The 17,941-nt window shown below is 38.5% G+C and carries 11 protein-coding genes; 3 read left to right on the top strand and 8 right to left on the bottom strand.

Translation table 11 applies throughout. The annotated features are described in order from the left end of the window. Positions 1-8: 8 nt before the first annotated feature. Genes ACY2RU_RS14635 through cysQ form a run of 5 tightly spaced genes read right to left on the bottom strand, consistent with a single transcriptional unit; the run spans position 9 to position 4,059 of the window. Positions 9-1,265, bottom strand: coding sequence for a sulfate adenylyltransferase subunit 1 (locus ACY2RU_RS14635; protein WP_490139224.1), 1,257 nt, complete (start codon positions 1,263-1,265; stop codon positions 9-11). Positions 1,266-1,321: 56 nt separating this feature from the next. Then, positions 1,322-2,227: a sulfate adenylyltransferase subunit CysD gene (cysD, locus tag ACY2RU_RS14630; RefSeq protein ID WP_490139223.1), complete on the bottom strand. Its 906-nt coding sequence runs from the start codon at positions 2,225-2,227 to the stop codon at positions 1,322-1,324. Beyond that, a complete protein-coding gene (cysC, locus tag ACY2RU_RS14625; RefSeq protein WP_490139222.1) occupies positions 2,220-2,816 on the bottom strand; it encodes an adenylyl-sulfate kinase in 597 nt (198 codons plus the stop codon). Before cysC ends, cysD begins: the two co-directional genes overlap by 8 nt. Continuing rightward, positions 2,816-3,268 (bottom strand): DUF2061 domain-containing protein, encoded by a 453-nt coding sequence (locus tag ACY2RU_RS14620; protein WP_490139221.1) that lies wholly within the window; start codon positions 3,266-3,268, stop codon positions 2,816-2,818. Before ACY2RU_RS14620 ends, cysC begins: the two co-directional genes overlap by 1 nt. Then, a complete protein-coding gene (gene cysQ, locus ACY2RU_RS14615; RefSeq protein ID WP_490139220.1) occupies positions 3,268-4,059 on the bottom strand; it encodes a 3'(2'),5'-bisphosphate nucleotidase CysQ in 792 nt (263 codons plus the stop codon). Before cysQ ends, ACY2RU_RS14620 begins: the two co-directional genes overlap by 1 nt. Before the next feature lie 204 nt (positions 4,060-4,263). Here cysQ and ACY2RU_RS14610 point away from each other — a divergent pair, with 204 nt between their 5' ends. Together ACY2RU_RS14610 and ACY2RU_RS14605 are read left to right on the top strand one after the other, a co-directional pair. Beyond that, a complete protein-coding gene (locus ACY2RU_RS14610; RefSeq protein WP_490139219.1) occupies positions 4,264-4,755 on the top strand; it encodes a Dps family protein in 492 nt (163 codons plus the stop codon). After that, complete coding sequence (locus tag ACY2RU_RS14605) at positions 4,755-5,621, top strand: hypothetical protein (RefSeq protein WP_490139218.1); 867 nt, start codon at positions 4,755-4,757, stop codon at positions 5,619-5,621. The genes ACY2RU_RS14610 and ACY2RU_RS14605 overlap by 1 nt, the downstream gene beginning before the upstream one ends. On the opposite strand, the gene ACY2RU_RS14600 is transcribed toward ACY2RU_RS14605, so the two are convergent. The 3 genes from ACY2RU_RS14600 to ACY2RU_RS14590 are packed head-to-tail and all read right to left on the bottom strand — an operon-like array spanning position 5,611 to position 16,668. Next, positions 5,611-9,267 (bottom strand): phosphoesterase, encoded by a 3,657-nt coding sequence (locus tag ACY2RU_RS14600; protein ID WP_490139217.1) that lies wholly within the window; start codon positions 9,265-9,267, stop codon positions 5,611-5,613. The two genes, ACY2RU_RS14605 and ACY2RU_RS14600, sit on opposite strands and share 11 nt — an antisense overlap. A gap of 17 nt (positions 9,268-9,284) precedes the next feature. After that, positions 9,285-13,016 carry a metallophosphoesterase gene (locus ACY2RU_RS14595; RefSeq protein WP_490139216.1) on the bottom strand — a complete coding sequence of 1,244 codons (3,732 nt, stop codon included), beginning with the start codon at positions 13,014-13,016 and terminating at the stop codon, positions 9,285-9,287. Positions 13,017-13,020: 4 nt separating this feature from the next. Beyond that, positions 13,021-16,668, bottom strand: coding sequence for a bifunctional metallophosphoesterase/BamA family protein (locus ACY2RU_RS14590; protein ID WP_490139215.1), 3,648 nt, complete (start codon positions 16,666-16,668; stop codon positions 13,021-13,023). A gap of 52 nt (positions 16,669-16,720) precedes the next feature. Between ACY2RU_RS14590 and ACY2RU_RS14585 the strand changes: the two genes are divergently transcribed. After that, complete coding sequence (locus ACY2RU_RS14585) at positions 16,721-17,938, top strand: Pycsar system effector family protein (protein WP_490139214.1); 1,218 nt, start codon at positions 16,721-16,723, stop codon at positions 17,936-17,938. The last annotated feature ends 3 nt before the right edge of the window (positions 17,939-17,941 follow it).

Below are 17,941 nucleotides of genomic sequence, written 5' to 3'. Positions count from 1 at the left end.
TGGCTTCTTTATAAAATCATTCCAGCAGCAACTGTTTCGTGTGTTGCATCGTCAATAAGAATAAAACTCCCTGTTAATCGGTTATCGCGGTACTCATCAATCATTAATGGGCGCGTAGTTCTGATCTTAACACGACCAATATCGTTCATTCTGAATTCCTTATCTTCTAACTCACGAGAATAGGTGTTGATATCTACTTTATAAACAACCTCTTTAATAATGGCTCTTTGCTCATTTGAGGTATGCATGATCGTATATTTTGCGCGTGGTTTTGCAGCATCATTGTGCAACCAGCATAACATGGCATCAAACTCTTGAAGCGGTTCAGGTTTGTTATTGGTCTTTACGATCATATCTCCGCGGCTAATATCAATATCGTCTTCCAACGTCATTGAAATAGACATAGGCGCATACGCTTCTTCAAGCTCAGCATCCATTGTGTCGATCGATTTTATCGCTGAAGTAAATCCAGAAGGCAACACAGTGATTTCATCTCCTGGTCTAAAAATACCACTTGCTACGCGGCCAGCATAACCACGGTAGTCAACAAATTCTTTACTTTGCGGACGCAAAACGGTTTGTACTGGAAAACGCGCATCAATTTTATTAATATCACTACTAATATGAATACGCTCTAAGGTGTGCAACAAGGGTGCTCCCTGATACCAGTCCATGTTTTCTGAACGATTTACTACATTATCACCATCTAAAGCGCTAATTGGTAAAAATCGAATGTCCTTTGTATATAGTTTTGAAGAAAACTCTTCAAATTGATCAATAATACCTTCATAGACTTCCTGAGAATATTCAACCAAGTCCATTTTATTTACACATACCAACAAATGCGGAATTTGGAGTAATGAGGCAATAAAAGCATGACGCTTGGTCTGTTCGATCACTCCATGACGAGCATCAACTAAGATCAAGGCAGCGTTGGCAGTTGAAGCTCCCGTTACCATATTTCGGGTATACTGAATATGCCCTGGGGTATCGGCAATAATAAATTTACGCTTAGGTGTAGTAAAATATCTGTAAGCAACATCAATAGTGATCCCTTGCTCACGTTCGTCTTTTAAACCATCGGTAAATAAGGCTAAATCTACGCCTTCATGTCCCTTGCGTTTACTTGTTGTTTCTACTGCTTCCAGTTGATCTTCAAAAATTGCTTTACTATCATAAAGTAACCTTCCAATCAAGGTGCTTTTTCCATCATCTACACTTCCCGCAGTTGTAAAACGTAATAATTGATTACTATCTATTGCCATTTGAATATTGTTAATTGTTGATTCGTTTATTCGTTAATTCTTTAGTCAGGAAACTACTAAAAGTACCCTTGACGTTTACGGTCTTCCATAGCACTCTCACTACGCTTATCGTCGGTACGGTTACCACGTTCCGTTTGTTTCATAGCAGCAACTTCAGCAACTATCTTTTCTAACGTATCAGCCTCACTTTCCATACCTCCTGTGATTGTAATATCACCTAAGGTTCTAAAGCGAATTTTCTTAGATTCAACTTTCTCTCCTTCTTCTAGCTTTAAGTGTTCAGAAACTGGAATCCAAGAATTACTTCTCCAAACAACATCACGCTGATGCGCCATATACAAAGAAGGAATACTTATGTTTTCACGCATAATATAATTCCACACGTCCATTTCAGTCCAATTACTAATAGGAAATGCTCTAAAATGCTCTCCTTCAAAGTGTTTTCCATTCAACAAATTCCATAATTCAGGACGCTGGTTTTTAGGATCCCATTGTCCGAAATCATCACGATGTGAAAAGAAACGCTCTTTTGCTCGTGCTTTTTCTTCATCACGTCGTCCACCACCAATAGCACAATCAACATTGTTACTTTCTATAGCATCTAGAAGAGTTGTAATTTGCAAAACATTACGTGTTGCATTTTTACCTTTTTCTTCCGCTACACGGCCATCATCGATAGCTTCTTGTACAGAACCAACAATAAGTTGCACTCCAAGTTCTTCGATTAGATCATCGCGAAACTGGATAGTTTCCGGAAAATTATGTCCGGTATCAACGTGCATCAAAGGAAAAGGGATCTTTGACGGATAAAAGGCCTTGCGAGCCAAATGAGTAACTAGGATGGAATCTTTTCCACCGGAAAAAAGAATCACTGGGTTTTCAAATTGAGCCCATACCTCTCTTAAAATAAAGATAGCTTCCGATTCTAATTCGTCTAAATAATTTAAATAATACTTACTCATGATCTAGTTTGTTTTCAATATATTTTAAAATGATCGCAACCGCCTCTGCGATCGTAACTTTTGTTGTGTCTATTTCAATATCTGGGTGTTGTGGTGCTTCATATGGAGCACTAATACCCGTAAAATCTTTGATCTCGCCACGTCTTGCCATGGCATATAAGCCTTTGACATCACGGTTTTCACATTCAGCAAGAGGTGTATTAATAAAAATCTCAATATAATTCTCTTCCCCAACAATAGATTGTACCTGCTCGCGATCTACCTTGTAAGGTGATACGAATGAAGCAAGAGTTACCAAGCCAGCGTCAATCATAAGATTAGCAACTTCACCAATTCTGCGAATATTCTCTGTTCTGTCTGCAGGCGAAAATGATAGATTATTGTTTAATCCCTTGCGTACATTGTCACCATCTAATAAATATGTGTGAATTCCTTTGGAAACCAATGCCTGCTCTACGGCATTGGCTATGGTAGATTTACCTGAACCTGAAAGTCCGGTAAACCACAATAAGAACGCAGCGTGCTTTTTCAGCGCTGATCGCTCGGGCTGCCCAATCACAAATGAATGTGGAATTACGTTCTCTTCCATTACAGCTTTAATTTTCTTTTAAAGTAGTCTCGTATTCGACCTAGTGGTAGTTTAAGCCAAAGGCGTTCGTGGAAATAATAGAGTACAAATTTAGTAATTAACTCGGTTAACGCAATAAAAAGCGCTACTTCGTTAAAACTATCTAATACTGCGCTACTAATCAAAAAGGTGGTAGTAGTCGCTACAATTCGCCACGTGATGGTTTTATAAAGTGTTCGTTTTGGGGTGATAGGCCCTTCTTCTCTATACCGTTCCCAAATTCGCTCATGAAAATAATAGATCCCTAATTTAAGAATAAATTCGGCAAAACCAATCTTTAAGGCATTTTCAATACTACATTGACCAAACAAACAAGTGATAAATAGCACCACTAAGATCGTATCTGTAGTGGCTACAAATCGCCATGAAATACCTTTTAGTATACTTCGTAAATGGGAGGCTCTTTTATACATTAGGCCGAAACAATAAAATAAGGATTCAACAAATTCTCTTTGTTATAGCGGAGCGGTTTTTTGGTTGTAGTATCCATAACCGTTAACCCTACTGCCTGGCAAATAGCTTGTCCAGCAGCAGTGTCCCATTCCATAGTAGGTGCATAACGGGGGTATATATGTGCTTCTCCTTCGGCAACCAAACAAAACTTCAGTGAGCTTCCTTTACTTACTATTTCAACATCATTATTTTTTTCTACTTCGGAGATAAATTGTGCTGTATCTTCATTAAGGTGCGATCTACTACCTACGATCTTAACTGGAGATGCTTCTGAAGAAGCTGGTTTAATTTCGGAAGCATTAGCAAATATCGCTTCCATTGTTTCCTCTTCCGAAGAAACCACCACTTTAAATGCTTTCTTACTGTCTTCTGATGTATAATATAGTGTTTTGGTAACAGGGACATAAATAACGCCTAAAATAGGATTACCGTTTTCAACTAGTGCTATATTAACAGTAAACTCGCCATTTCTTTTAATAAATTCTTTGGTTCCATCTAATGGATCAACGATCCAACATGTTTGCCATCCACTGCGTTCATCAAAAGTAGCATTGCGTGTTTCTTCGCTTATAATAGGGTATGAAAGCTTTGAGAGATAGCCATTTATAACGTCACTGGCATTTTTGTCGGCCATTGTAAGTGGAGAGTTATCCCCTTTTACTTCAACATCGAAGGGAGTGGCATAGACTTTTAAGATTGCCTTTCCAGCGTCAAGAGATGCTCTAATAGCGGTAGTTAGGTTGTTTTTCATGGATCAACTGTGTATTTTGGGCGTGCAAAGGTACATTATTTTTATTTAAACTCAAGAAGCTAATTTTCAATGCTTCAGCTAAGAAAGGTATTAACATTTATTGGCAAAAATGTCTGGCAGCGTTAAAGAATTGGTAAACCGTTTACAAAAATTGGTAAAGCGATCAAAGGCGAGTAATTTTACGTAAACAAAAAATAAGATACCATGAACTATTTAAATTTAGATAAAAAGAAAATCCAGGAAACTGCGCAAGAACTCAATATATTATTGGCCGACTATCATTTGTACTATCAAAAACTGCGGAATTTTCATTGGAATATTGTTGGAAAACACTTCTTTGATCTTCATATAAAATTTGAAGAAATGTACGATGATGCTAAGCTAAAAGTTGATGAAATCGCGGAACGAATTTTAACCTTGCGTTTTCAACCAGTTAGTAACTTTTCGGAATATTTAAAAGTTTCAAATCTTAAAGAATCTCCTTCCAAAATAAAGGATGTTGATATGGTTAAAACGCTATTGGAAGATCACGGAACCATTCTCAAGCAAATGCGAACTGTTATTGAAAAAGCTGATAAAGCAGGTGATGAAGGAACAATTGACCTTATGGGTTCTTATATTGCCGATCTTGAAAAGACTAGTTGGATGCTTGATGCATGGACAATGTCTGCTACAGATAATCACCCAACGGCATAATGACATTGAAATTTACTTTAGTAACGCTTCTTGTCGTTGGTTTAACTGCTTGTTCTCAACCGGATCTTGGAAAACTTGAAATTCTTAGTTCCCTTCCCGGTGAGCTAAATGAAGTTAGCGGAATCGAAATTATTCATGGCTCTTCCCTCTTGTGGATGATCAATGATAGTGGGAATTCTCCGCGCGTGTATGGATATGATATCAATGAGCGAAAAATAGAACGAACTATTGAGCTCTCGGTTTTAAAGAATATAGATTGGGAAGATCTCGCCAGTGATACTAAAGGCAACCTATATATTGGTGATTTTGGCAATAACAGCAATAAACGTAAAGATCTAGCGATATATCGATTGGGAAATATCGCAATGTCAGATAGCATGGAAATAGAGATCACACGTTTTAAATTTGAAGATCAAACAGCTTTTCCACCGAAAAAGAAAGAGCGAAATTTTGACGTAGAGGCCTTTGTTTATTTTCAAGGAAAATTTTACTTGTTTACACGAAATCGCAGTAGTCATTTTGATGGAACTACCAAACTCTACAGTGTTCCGGCTGGGTCTGGCGAAGTTGAAGCTACTTATTTAGGTAGTTATATAACCTGTGAGGATGAAGATGATTGCCAGGTAACTGGCGCAGCCTTGAATCATAAAACAGGAGAGCTGGCGCTGCTCACTTCGAATAAAATATTTTTGTTTTCTAATTTTAAAGGAGCAAATGTATTTGAGGGAAAGGCAAAAAAAATACACCTTGAGCATGAATCGCAAAAGGAAAGTATTGTTTTTATCGATGCTAGCACGGTGCTTATAGCCGATGAAAAAGTTGGTCCTGAGGGCGGAAATTTATATAAGTATTCGTTTAAAAAGTAAACTGCAGTGCACCTGTAAGTCGTATGCCTTCTTCCCCTGTAAACAGACCAAAAACTCCTTTTAAAGCATCGGTATAAGATGCATTTATTCCACCACCATAACTGTAATGCCAAAGATTAGAGTCTTCCTCGGTTATCCAAACACGACCTAAATCAACACCTCCGTACATACTTAAGTCTATTGGAAATAACGCCGTTTTAATTTTTCTAAACTTATAGTTTAGATCGACACTTCCTGCCAAACTTTGATCTCCCCTAAATCGATCACTTCGGAAACCACGCAATCCGCTATCTGAACCCACACTAGGGCTCTGAAAAAAGACCGGACGATCACCAAAGGTAAGTTGTGTTTGCGCTGCCGTTCGTAAGACAAGTTGATCGTTATGCGAAATACTGTTATAAAAATCAATACCCGCGTCTAAAAACCCAGTAATTTTGTCATCATTAAATGTGTCAATTCCGCCACCGCGTATCGAGAATAACATACCTCGCGTTACAAAACTGGTATCGTCAAAATTTTTATATCGATAGGATATTTGAGGAATAAAATAGTAATTGCGTTCTGCTAAAATATTTAAAGTTGTAGCTGTGTCTAGAAGGGCTACAGATTCCATTTCTAGTTTTACCTGAAAGAAACTCCCATAGTCACTCTCCCGCTCTACACCCACGGCAGCGTTGTATCTACTCACACCTACCCGATTAAAATCGATTCCTAGGAAGTCATCGAAGTTTTCGGTTTCATTTCCGAAGCCAAAAAAGTTCTCCGTAAATTGATCTGAAGTGAAGCGCCCTTCCACAACAAAATTATAATCTTTAAAGATCGCCGCAAAGGTTTTTTCCAAACGTAGATCAACGCCTTTCGTAAGAAAACTATAATCTACATGCAAACCAAAACGTTGCCCAAATGGATTCGTTATAAAATCAACGCGCTCTTTGCTATAACCCGCCGATAGAGTAACTCCATTATCAGGATCATATCCTGAAGAGAGAGAGATACCACCGCTGCTACTTGGTTCCTTTTGATAATTGTAAACATTAGCCTCATAAAAGTCGGTAAACCTAAATTGAGCTCCTCCTCTACTTAGCACTTCGCTCTTTTTGGTATTGCTATCGTAGATCTTTATTCTTTTTCCTTGCTTAACACTGTAGCTATCTTTTTCTTGTCCGCCTACAATACGAATAAGTATTTGACGATCACCTTGTCCTGTGACTTCAAATACATCTTTATCATCTAGTCCATATAGCCAGATTTCATTAGTTTCATCACTATTAAAACTACGATCAAACAACAATTCCCCCTTTTTACCATCTTTAATGCGGTACGCCTTGATCTTCGTTATTCCATCTGGCAAGCGCGTGATCTCAAAATGATCGTCTTTATCGGTTCCAGTAAGCGTCTGAAATTTTATAAATGTCTGATAATAATCTTTTACTATTTCTTCTAAGTTTGCCTTCCTACCAATAAAGTGATCTTTTATTTCTCTTAAGGTGCTGTCTTGAACTGCTTCAGGCAGTGCAACAAAAGCTCGGTCTAAGGTTTCTTGTGTTATTGCATTTTGTAAAAATCGGGCTTCCGCAAGCCAGACTGATCGGTCGCTCCGTTTGATCAGCGCCCTATCTAGCTTGATTCCAGCTTTATTAAACCATTCAATATCAGTTATTGTTGGACCATAAACCCCAAACTGATTGACACTCCCCATTACGTTACGTAACGCGTTTAAAAGTTTCCCATCAAAATTGGCAAACACTTGATCTCGATCTCTGGGAATAGGTTCAAAAACTTTTTTTCCATCGATATCCTCAAACACCGCCCAACGCCATTGATCGCTGTGACGATCCCAATCGCCAAGAAGCATATCAAAAATACGAGCTCTAATGTAACTTTGTTCATCAATACGATAGTCTTCATCTTCCCTAAGTGTACTCAACACATCATCTGTACTTTCAATATCATCTGGATTTCCAAAATGCTTTCTGCCTTTAAAATCATCTGTAGGACGCTCTACGATCATATAGAGCTGATCTCCGTAGTCGTCATTGTATTTACCCAATCTTTTTTGCTTCGGAACATAATACAGCTTAGGCTTTGTATAATAGATCTCGGCTGCCTTGGCTATTTCCGGAATCGCAAAAGCGCCATAAGGATGCGCCGCAGTATAAAAATCGGAAATTAGGTCTTCGGTTAGCGTGTTTGAAAAATATTGCTCACCATCAACTCCTTTAAAGGCTGTACTTTCTAAAAATTGAACTGCACTTTTCCGTAGTGCCCTCATATTGTATTCTTTCCCCGACTTGGTAACCAATCGCAGCGAACGGGTCTGATGGCCTCCACCAGGTCTAACAACCTCCAAACCGCCATACAAGGTATCTAAAACTGCAACTTCGGCTTCTACAGCTGTTCCGTAGACAGCGCGGTAGTGATTTCCCCAAAACGATTTAAAAAATTCAGATTTTTCAACTTCTTCTTTTGTATAAACTGAAGCCATTACAGTCTTCGGAAACGTACTTGGAAGCTTTGAAAGATCAAATTCAGGGATAGGTTCAAATACTTTCTTTTGAAAGATCACTTCCGAAATTCCTTCCGAAGTCACCTTATAAAAAGTGGTCCAAATACTTCCATCTTTAAAGACCTCTATACTATTAAAGCCTTCGCCTCCAAAAGAAAACAGGCCATTATCACCTAATGAAGCTGGTTTTCCATCGCTCCCCGAGCCTGAAATGATCTGTTTGATCGAGCCTTCTTCAATAAACTGTAGATTTTTTTCATGCCCCGAAACCACCAAAACACGTAATTTTGGATCCGACAGCATGGGCCCAACTGCTTCGGCTAAGGCCCGATATTGTTTGTTAAATCTATCTTGTACCGATGGCGCTCCCTGTGAACGGATCTCAGTGATCAACGTTGCTACAGCTGGAAGAGGTATCGTTCCGCCTAAGGGAAATATATGATCTCTTGCCGAAAACTTTCCGCCGTGAATACCGTTGGTAAACAGCGGGTGGTGCATAGCAAAAAGAATAAATTTGTTTGAATTTTTTTTGAGTTCGCCTTCGAGTTCGCTTAATAACTTTTCACGCGATTTTATATCGCATTTATCATTAAAACCAGGTCGTTTGTCCCAATCTTCAATAAACCACTGACTATCTAGTGTGATCAATTGAATATGCTCTGATATTTCTATGCTTTCTAACGGACAACCATTGTTGGGTGTTAAAATATCGTCTTGTTGCAACTGCTTTTCCAGATAATCCTCTATAAATTCAAGTCCTTTTACACCGTTAAAGTCCCATTCGCGATTCCCAGGCAACATATAACTTGAAACCGCTTTATTTTTCATCACAGCTATCTGACGATCGAGCTGCTGCTTTACTGATGAGGTATCCTTTTTCTTAGCTTCAATATTATCACCAATAAAAATTAGGTGTTTTTCTTCGGAAGTTTCCTTTTGTAATTCCTTTTCAACAGCAGCGAGTACGTTTTGACTTGTTTTTTCCGAAGCACCACCAACTACATAAAAACGATGTGTTAAGGGCGTATTGGCTATGATTTCTTGAGAGGTATTTGCTACGGTCTGTACATTTGAGCTTGCGCATGAAACAACAAGCAAAAGCAATATAAAATAAGCACCAATCCGATTGATTTTCTTCATAATAATGTACTACAAGTTTAAAAAGAAAAGCCTAAACCGAAGCTATAACGGGTGCCTTCCGTAGAACGAAAAGCACTAAATGAACCATTGAGTCCGCCAGAGCCATTAAGCCAAAGTCCCGCACCATAATCGTTGTGCCACTTATCTGAAGTTTGAGACGGGATCCAAAGTTTTCCCATGTCGGCTCCAACATACACCCCAAGATTGATAGGAATGAGTTCAATTCGAAATTCATTAAAACTATATCGTAGATCGGCACTACCAACCAAGCTTGATTTACCTGTAAAACGATCTCTACGATAACCCCGCAATCCCGAATCGGCCCCAAGTTTTACCCCTTGGTAAAATTCAAATTTATTATCAAAATTGAATCCGGCCTGCAAATTTGTTTTTAAAACCCACTTCGAACTTTGAAATACACTGTTGTAAAAACCTAGTCGGGTGTATAAAAAGCCAAACACTCTACTCGGATCACTCAGGTTATCTGTTGCTCCAGCGCGTAGATCGAACATCATTCCTCGGGTTGGCGCCGTAGGAATATCAAAACTTCTATAGTTATAGATACCTTCTACGGTCCCGAAAAATTGAGTATTGTCGATTTGATCTTCTGAAGTAGGCAAATTTGCCGCATTTAGCGTTGTACTTTGTGTAATGGCGTCAAACTTTGTTTGTAGCTTAAAATAGCTACCAAAACTCGAATTTCGCAGTAAGCCAATACTTGCAGAAATGGTTTGTAAAGCAACCTGATTATAAGCAATTCCAAGATCCTCTTCTGGATTTTGGGTTTCATTTCCGTAGCCAAAGTAATTCTCAACAAAATTAGCACTCGTACCATAAGCATTGATGCTTAAATTGAGGTTATTCATAATATTGGCAAATTCTCCTTCGTAGCTTAGGTCAAATGAATTGGTGCCAATAAAATAGCCTGCTTTTCCTGTATGCCTTTGTGAAAACGGATTACGTTGAAAACTATTTATTTGATATGTATACTGTGCTCCCACAACACCGCCATCATCAGGATTGTAACCACCTAATGCCGCGTAGCCATTGTTTCGTTCTATTTGCTTGCGATAATCGAATGTATTTAAAGTGTAAACATCTGTAAAACGTACATTTCCCGCGTTTTTTTCTTCTATGATCGACTCTCTACTTTCGTGATCGTAAACTTTTGAATTTTCACCATTGATCAGTTTAAACGTATCGATCCCTTGACCGCCGATCATTCGAACAAACATCAAGTCGTCTTCATCCACTCCTTTTATCTCAAAAGTATCTTGACCGTCGAGTCCATAGAGCCAAAGTTCGTGGGTATCTTCCATCTTAAAAGTGCGATCTACTGATGGCTCCCCCTCCTTTGCACTGTAATTGGGGTATACCTTTACATTGGTTCTACCATCTGGGAGACGTGTTATCTCAAAGAAATCATTAAAATTACTCCCAGCAATGGTTTGTTGGGTAGCGAGGTAAGTGTAGTATCTATCGGCTATTAACGCCAGGTTTTCCCGTCGTGCTTTAAGCATGGTTTTGATCTCTTCCAAGGTTTCATCGCGGACTTCTTCGGGAATATTATCAAAGGCTTTTTCAATAAGTTCATCGGTAATGGTATTTTGAATTTCCTTAGCGAGAAAAGTCCATTGATTGCGTCCGGATCGTTGCAAAAGGGCTCTATCTAGAATGATACCTTCTTTGTTGAAATATTTTAGATCTCTCAGATCGGCGTCATAAATGTGTTTTTGGTTATTACTTCCGAAGATAGATTTTGCCACATCTAAAATGGTTCCTTCAAAATTTGAGAATGCATCGTCTCTGTTCTTCGGAATTGGCACAAATACATTTAAACTATCGCGATTGTAATATTCGGCCCATCGCCAATGATCACTCTCGCGATCCCAATCGCCGATCAACATATCAAACAGACGTGATTTTATGTAGCTTTCTTCGTCTAAAAAAATATCGCCTCGCTGTCTAAGTTTAATGAGAATATCATCTGTAGATTCAATATCGTCGGGGTATTCGAAGGTGCGTTGACCTTCACTGTTTTCATTAGGTTCTATAGAAATATAGTACAATTCATCTCCAAAGGAATCATTGTAGTCGCCTAGTTTTTTTTGCTTCGGAATATAAAACAACCGAGGTTTTGTATTAAAAATATCAATTGCATCTGCCATTACGGGAACAGCCATCACTGCATACGGGTGAGAAGCAGTATAAAATGTAGAGCTAAATTGCTCTGGGCGTGTAAGCTCGTCATCAATATTTACGTCGGTTGCATCTTCGATATTTTGAGGATCTAACGGAACATCACGCTTTTTTAGATACTGAAGTGCGCTTTTGGTCAAGGCTCGCATGCTGTATTCGTTTCCGTTTTTATCTCTTAAAAGCAAGGCCTTGTAACTAGGTGACGAATTCTCACGTATTACCTTTAACCCGCCAAAGATAGAATCTAGATTACCTACTTTCGCTTTTATTGGAGTGGCGTAGACGTCTTTATATTTTTGTCCCCATATTGTTTTAAAGAAAAGCGCCTCATTGATGCTGTCGGGTGTATAGATAGCGGCCTCTCGTTCCTTCGGAAGTTTAGCTATATCTAACAATTGCGACACATCATATTTGGCATGAGGGGGAATAATTTCCTTTTCAAAGAGCAATTTCGGTGTGTAGTTCTCCCCTACCGAAAAGTAGCGTACCCAAGACGACCCATCCTCAAAAACAGTCATAACTGCGAATCCTTGTCCGCCATAACTAAATTCCCCAAAACGTCCTATTGTAGCGTAGCTCGATTTTGCACCGTTTCCGGTTTGGATCTGAATCATACCATCTTTTTCAATATGATGCATTGTATGTTCATGTCCAGAGGCAAATACCAAACGATCACTTTGTTTTGTGATACTAGCCAATCGATTCATCAATTTATTGTAGAGTTCATTGTATCTATCCTGAACAGACACACCACCTTGAGATCGAATTTGTGCAACCAAAGAACCTAAAATAGGAAGAGGTATTTTTTTTTGAACAGGGTATAAATGTTTTTCCTTTGCATAGTAACCGCCATGTGTTCCATTTGTAAACATAGGATGGTGCATAGCAAGCAATATGGTCTTGTTTTGATTTTTCTGAAGCTCTATATCGAGTTCGATAAAAAATTTCTCACGAGTTTTAATATCGCAAAATTCATTGATCGCTGGGTCTCTATTCCAATCTTCTAAATACCATTGGGTATCTATAGTTATTAATTGAATACTTTCGGAAACGGCAATGCTTTCTAACGGACACCCACCTGAAGGTTTTAATAGATCTTTTCCAGAAGCTTCTTTCAAATATTCCTGCTCTCGCAGTAATCCGGAGAGTCCGCTATTATACCAATCGTGATTTCCTGGAATAAAGATGGTTTCACCTTTAAAGTTTTCAACCGACTTTAACTGTGCATCCATGTGATTTTCGGCGAATTTCCGTTCGGCATCTTCAATTGTAGGCATGCCATCGGGATATATATTATCTCCAAGAAAGATTGCATAATCACCTTCTGTTTCTTCTGAAGCAATAAGATTGTTCAAGGTAGTTAGAGCATCACTCATTCCTCCCATTGGAGAAATTCCAGCATCTCCAACAAGGTAAAAAGTTCTCTCAACTTTTTTTTCTAAAGGAAATATGGGCGTTGCTTCTGGATATAGATATTGTGGTTCATAAGTTGACGCACAAGACACCAAAAGATAAGTGCTTAAACAAAAAACTATTTTTTTTAAACTCATAAAATTACATTGACACTGCGATTCCGAAGGTAAATCGAAGTCCTTCATCACCGGTAAATAAATTAAATGTTCCACTGAGTACATCGGCAGCATTCACCCAAAATCCACCACCATAATCGCTATGAAGCTCATCGCTGTCGTCATTGGAAACCCAAACGCGACCCACATCGGCACCTCCAAAGACACCCACTTGAATAGGTGCGACCCCCGTTTTAAATCGTTTAAAGCTATAGCGTAGGTCTGCACTTCCAACGGCGGCATTTCGTCCTGTAAAACGTTCGTCGCGATAACCGCGTAATCCGTTATCTCCTCCTATTTGCGCTGCCTGATAGAATTCAAAATTATTTCCTATCCTAACTTGTCCTAATGCCGTAGTTTTAAGTACTAGTTTTCTATTTGGAAGTAAAGCGTTGTACAAGGTCCATTGCGGGTTAACAAATCCGAAAACACCATCACTATCCTCAATATTTTGTGTTGCTCCAATTTCAACATCAAAGTGCATGCCGCGTGTTGGGTTTGCTTTGTTGTCATAACTTTCATACACATATTCTCCTGTGGCGTTAACAAAACTCTTGGTTTCTCCAAAATCGTCGTAAGGAAACAAGGTGATAAAACGATTTGGTGTTTGTTGCACTTCAACACCTTCGTAACTTGCTGTTAGTTTAAAAACACTTCCGTAGGGTGTGTCATTCAATATGCCGATATGACCACCATAGCCGCCCAGTCTCACTTGATTGTAATCTCTTTCAAATTCATCACTTTCGTAATCGGGATTCAGTGTTTCATTTCCGAAGCCAAAGAAATTCTTGGCATAGCTGGGATTTCTGAAATTAGCTCCAACTAAGAAATTCCAATTTCCGAAGACATTTGCAAATTCCCCTTCATAACTGGCATCAAAGCTTTCTGTTGCGACATAATAACCCGCTGCAAAACGATGCTGCTGTTTAAATGAGTTTCCTTGGAAACCTTGTATCGTATAGACATCACTAGCTCCTATTTTAAAGCCATCATCGGGATTAAAACCAATTGCTGGCAAAAATAGATTAGACGATAAGATCTGTTTTTGCGAATCGTATGTATTGAAGTTATAATTATCTGTAAAGCGAAAAGCTGCACCTCCCTTTTCTTCAACAGTGTTCTTTTTGCTTTTATGATCGTAAACTTTGATCTTTTTACCGTTGGCGATTTTATATGTGTCATTATTTTGACCTCCAATGATCCTAATAAAAACAGGCTTGTCACCCTTACCCTTTACTTCAAAGACATCATCATCGTCGAGACCATAGACCCAAAGTTCATTTGTATCTGCACTATCGTAGGTACGATCAACCATCAGGTCGGCTTTATCACCATCTTTAATTCGAAAGGTCTTTATATTTGTTTTGCCTTCGGGAAGACGTGTGATCTCAAAATAATCATCTTTATCGGTTCCTGTAACGACTTGTAGCTTTGAAAAGTATTCGTAGTAATCTTCTGCTATAGTCACAAGATTATCACGTCTACCTTTAAGTCGGCGTTTAATATCCATAGCGGTTTCGTCTTGTGCTTCGGAAGGCATGTCTTTAAAAGCTGCATCGATGATCTCATCGGTCACTTGATTTTGAATATGTTTTGCCTGTGTTATCCACTCCTCTCTTCCGAAGTTTTCAAGTAAGGCTCGATCTAGTTTTATTCCGGCGGCATTAAACCATTTGGTATGTTTTAATTCGGCGTCATATATCTGAAATTGCCTAGCAGTACTAAATAACGCTCGCACTACGTCTAGAATTCCTCCATCAAAATTGGCATATACCTGATCGCGATCTCGCGGGATAGGCACAAAAACGTCTTTTCCGTCCTGATTTTTAAACTCCGCCCAGCGCCACTGATCGGTATGGCGATCCCAATCACCCAAAAGCATATCGAACATTCGCGCACGGATATATGCTTTTTCATCTACAACATTTTCTTCGTCACTTCTAATTTTATCGAGCAGGTCATCTGTACTTTCTATGTCATCGGCAAAGTTAAAAATTGCACCATCGTAGGGCTCGTCTGGTCGTTCTACGATCATATAGAGCGCATCCCCATAATCGTCATTAAATTTTCCTAAGGATTTTTGCTTTGGAACCCAGAATAACTTCGGATTAGTATGAAAAACACCTGCAGCTTCCGATAGTTTCGGGACGGTAAAGGCTCCATAGGGATGGGCAGCCGTATAAAAATCTAAGATAAGATCTTCAGAAATCGTATTTCTAAAATCATCTTCCACTTCTTTATCTTTTAAGATCACTGTTTGAATAAACTGAACAGCACTTTTTTTAAGGGCTCTCATATTGTAATCTTTTCCATCTTTATCAACTAAACGAAGCGAACGGGTTTGATGGCCACCTCCAGCGCGCACTACTTCCAATCCGCCATACAATGTATCTAGTAAAGCTACCGGCGCTGTAACGTTGGTACCATAAACATTTCGGTAATGATCACCCCAAACGGTCTTATAAAAGCCCGTTTTTTCAATTTCAGAATCTTTATACACCGATGCCTTTACGGTTTTCGGGTAGCTTGTAGGAATATCCCTAAGTATAATTTCAGGTGTTTTTTTAATGATCTCTTCGGAAAAGATCAAGCGAGCAGTTCCATCTTGGTCTGCTTTATAGAAACGAACGGCTGTAGAACCATCCTTAAAAATATCTAAGGCAGCAAAACCTTGTCCGCCATAACTAAAATGGCCATTCTTCCCTAAACCGGCTCGTTTCTGCGAACCGATCGATCCAGAAATAAGCTGTTTTGTAATTCCTTCTTGAATGTATTGCAAAGATTCTTCGTGCCCAGATACAAATACGAGTCTATCGTGTTCACGAGTTAATACTTGCATACGCGACATGAGTTCATCGTAGCGTTCGTTGTAGCGATCTTGAATAGAAATAGCACCTTTACTGCGTACTTGTGTGACGAGGGAACCAACTACAGGCAAAGGAACTAATTGATTGACAGCTCCGAACTTTCCGCCATGTGCTCCGTTGGTTAAAATAGGATGGTGCATCGCAAAAACTATGGTCTTGTCTTTATTTTTTTTAAGCTCCCCTTCTATTTCAGCAATAAACTTTTTACGGGTTTTAATTTCACAATCGTCGTTGATACCTGGGCGATCATCCCAATTTTCAAGATACCATTGAGTATCGATAATAATAAGTTGAATATCTTTTTCAATTTCTAGGCTTTCAATGGGGCAACCTTCCAACGGCATAATAAAATCATCATCCTGAAATATCTTTTTTAATTGATCACTTTGCGCATCGAGACCTTTAGAGCCCTTGCTCCAATCGTATTGCCCAGGAATAACAGTGATATCACCTTTAAAATCCTTTAACACTTGGGAGACCTGATTTTGATCGGTATCGATCTTAGCTAGGTCGCTAAAGGTATTACCAAGAAAAAGGATGTGATCCTTTTTAGTACTTTCAGAAGAAATAAACTTACCAAAAGCTTGAAGTCCTAAAGAAGCTGGAGTTCTATCCGAAGAACCACCTAAAAGATAAAATGTCTTATCAAGTTTCTTTTGGGAGAGGTTGGTTTTATTTTCTTCAGATTTAAACTGGGGAGAATAAGTGGCGCAACTAAGGACGAAAAAAGAAGTTACAAAAGTTATAATGCTGTTAATTTTCTTCATATAAAATGACTGACGGTTGTTTTTTTGTAATTTGGATCATTAATTTCTAATCATGACAGACCTTGTAAAAGCAGCAGACGAATTTATCATGAATCTCTTTAATGAGAAGCTTGACGGTTCGTTTCTATATCATAATTATACGCATTCAAAACGTGTTTATAAAAGTATAAATGATATAATTGAAAACTCACAAATCGATGTTAAAGATGCAGAGATACTACGTTTAGCAGCTTTACTGCACGATAGCGGATATATTGTATGCAGAGAAGGCCATGAAGAAGAAAGCGTAAAGATCGCTAATGAATTCTTATCGAAACACGGTGTAGAAACCGATACGATCACAGCGGTTGAAAAATGTATTTTAGCGACAAAATTCAAGGGAGAACCACATAGCAAATTAGAAGAAATTATACGTGATGCAGATTCATCGCATTTCGGTAAAAAATATTTTGAAGAAGCGAGTGAGTTTTTAAGACAAGAATATATTGAGCAAGATATTAAGACATATTCTCCTCGCGAATGGCGTGATGAAAATATTGACGTGCTTGTAAATAGGCATAAATACTACAGTGATTATGCCTTAAAAAATTGGCAACCACAAAAGGAAAAGAATCTTGCGGAACTTATGAAGAAGAAGAAAAAGGACAAAAAGAAGCTTAAAAAGGAAGAATTGAAAGCTAAATATAAGGCAGAGGCTAAAAATAGCAGCCCTGAACGTGGAATTCAATCTTTTTATAGAGTTGCTCTCCGAAACCATATTAAATTAAGTGATATTGCAGATACAAAAGCCAATATTTTGCTTTCTGTTAATGCTATTATGATATCACTAGTTTTGTCTAATCTGCTTTCAAAATTAGATTCCAACAGTTTTTTAGTGATCCCAACGGCTATTTTTGTATTATCAAGTGCTACCACCATGATCTTGTCGGTGATCGCCACTAGGCCTAATGTAACACGGGGTGAGTTTACAAGAGAAGATGTTCAGAATAAAAGTGTCAATTTGACCTTCTTCGGAAATTTTCATAAAATGGAACTTTCTCAGTACGAATGGGCTATTTCGGAGCTTTTAAAAGACAAAGATTATATTTATAGTTCGATGACGAAGGATTTGTATTTCTTAGGAAAAGTTCTCGACCGGAAGTACCGCATCCTTAGATTAACCTATACTATTTTTGTTATTGGTACCATTATTTCTATCGTTGCTTTCGGGATCTCCTTTGGTATTTCCGAACAAACGGTTGAAGAGGTGACAAAGATCGTTCAACCATAATCA

It is taken from the genome of Ulvibacter sp. 2305UL32-6, assembly GCF_058148545.1.
The sequence above is the reverse complement of the archived record's forward strand: the minus strand, read 5'-3'. Positions and strand labels throughout refer to the sequence as shown.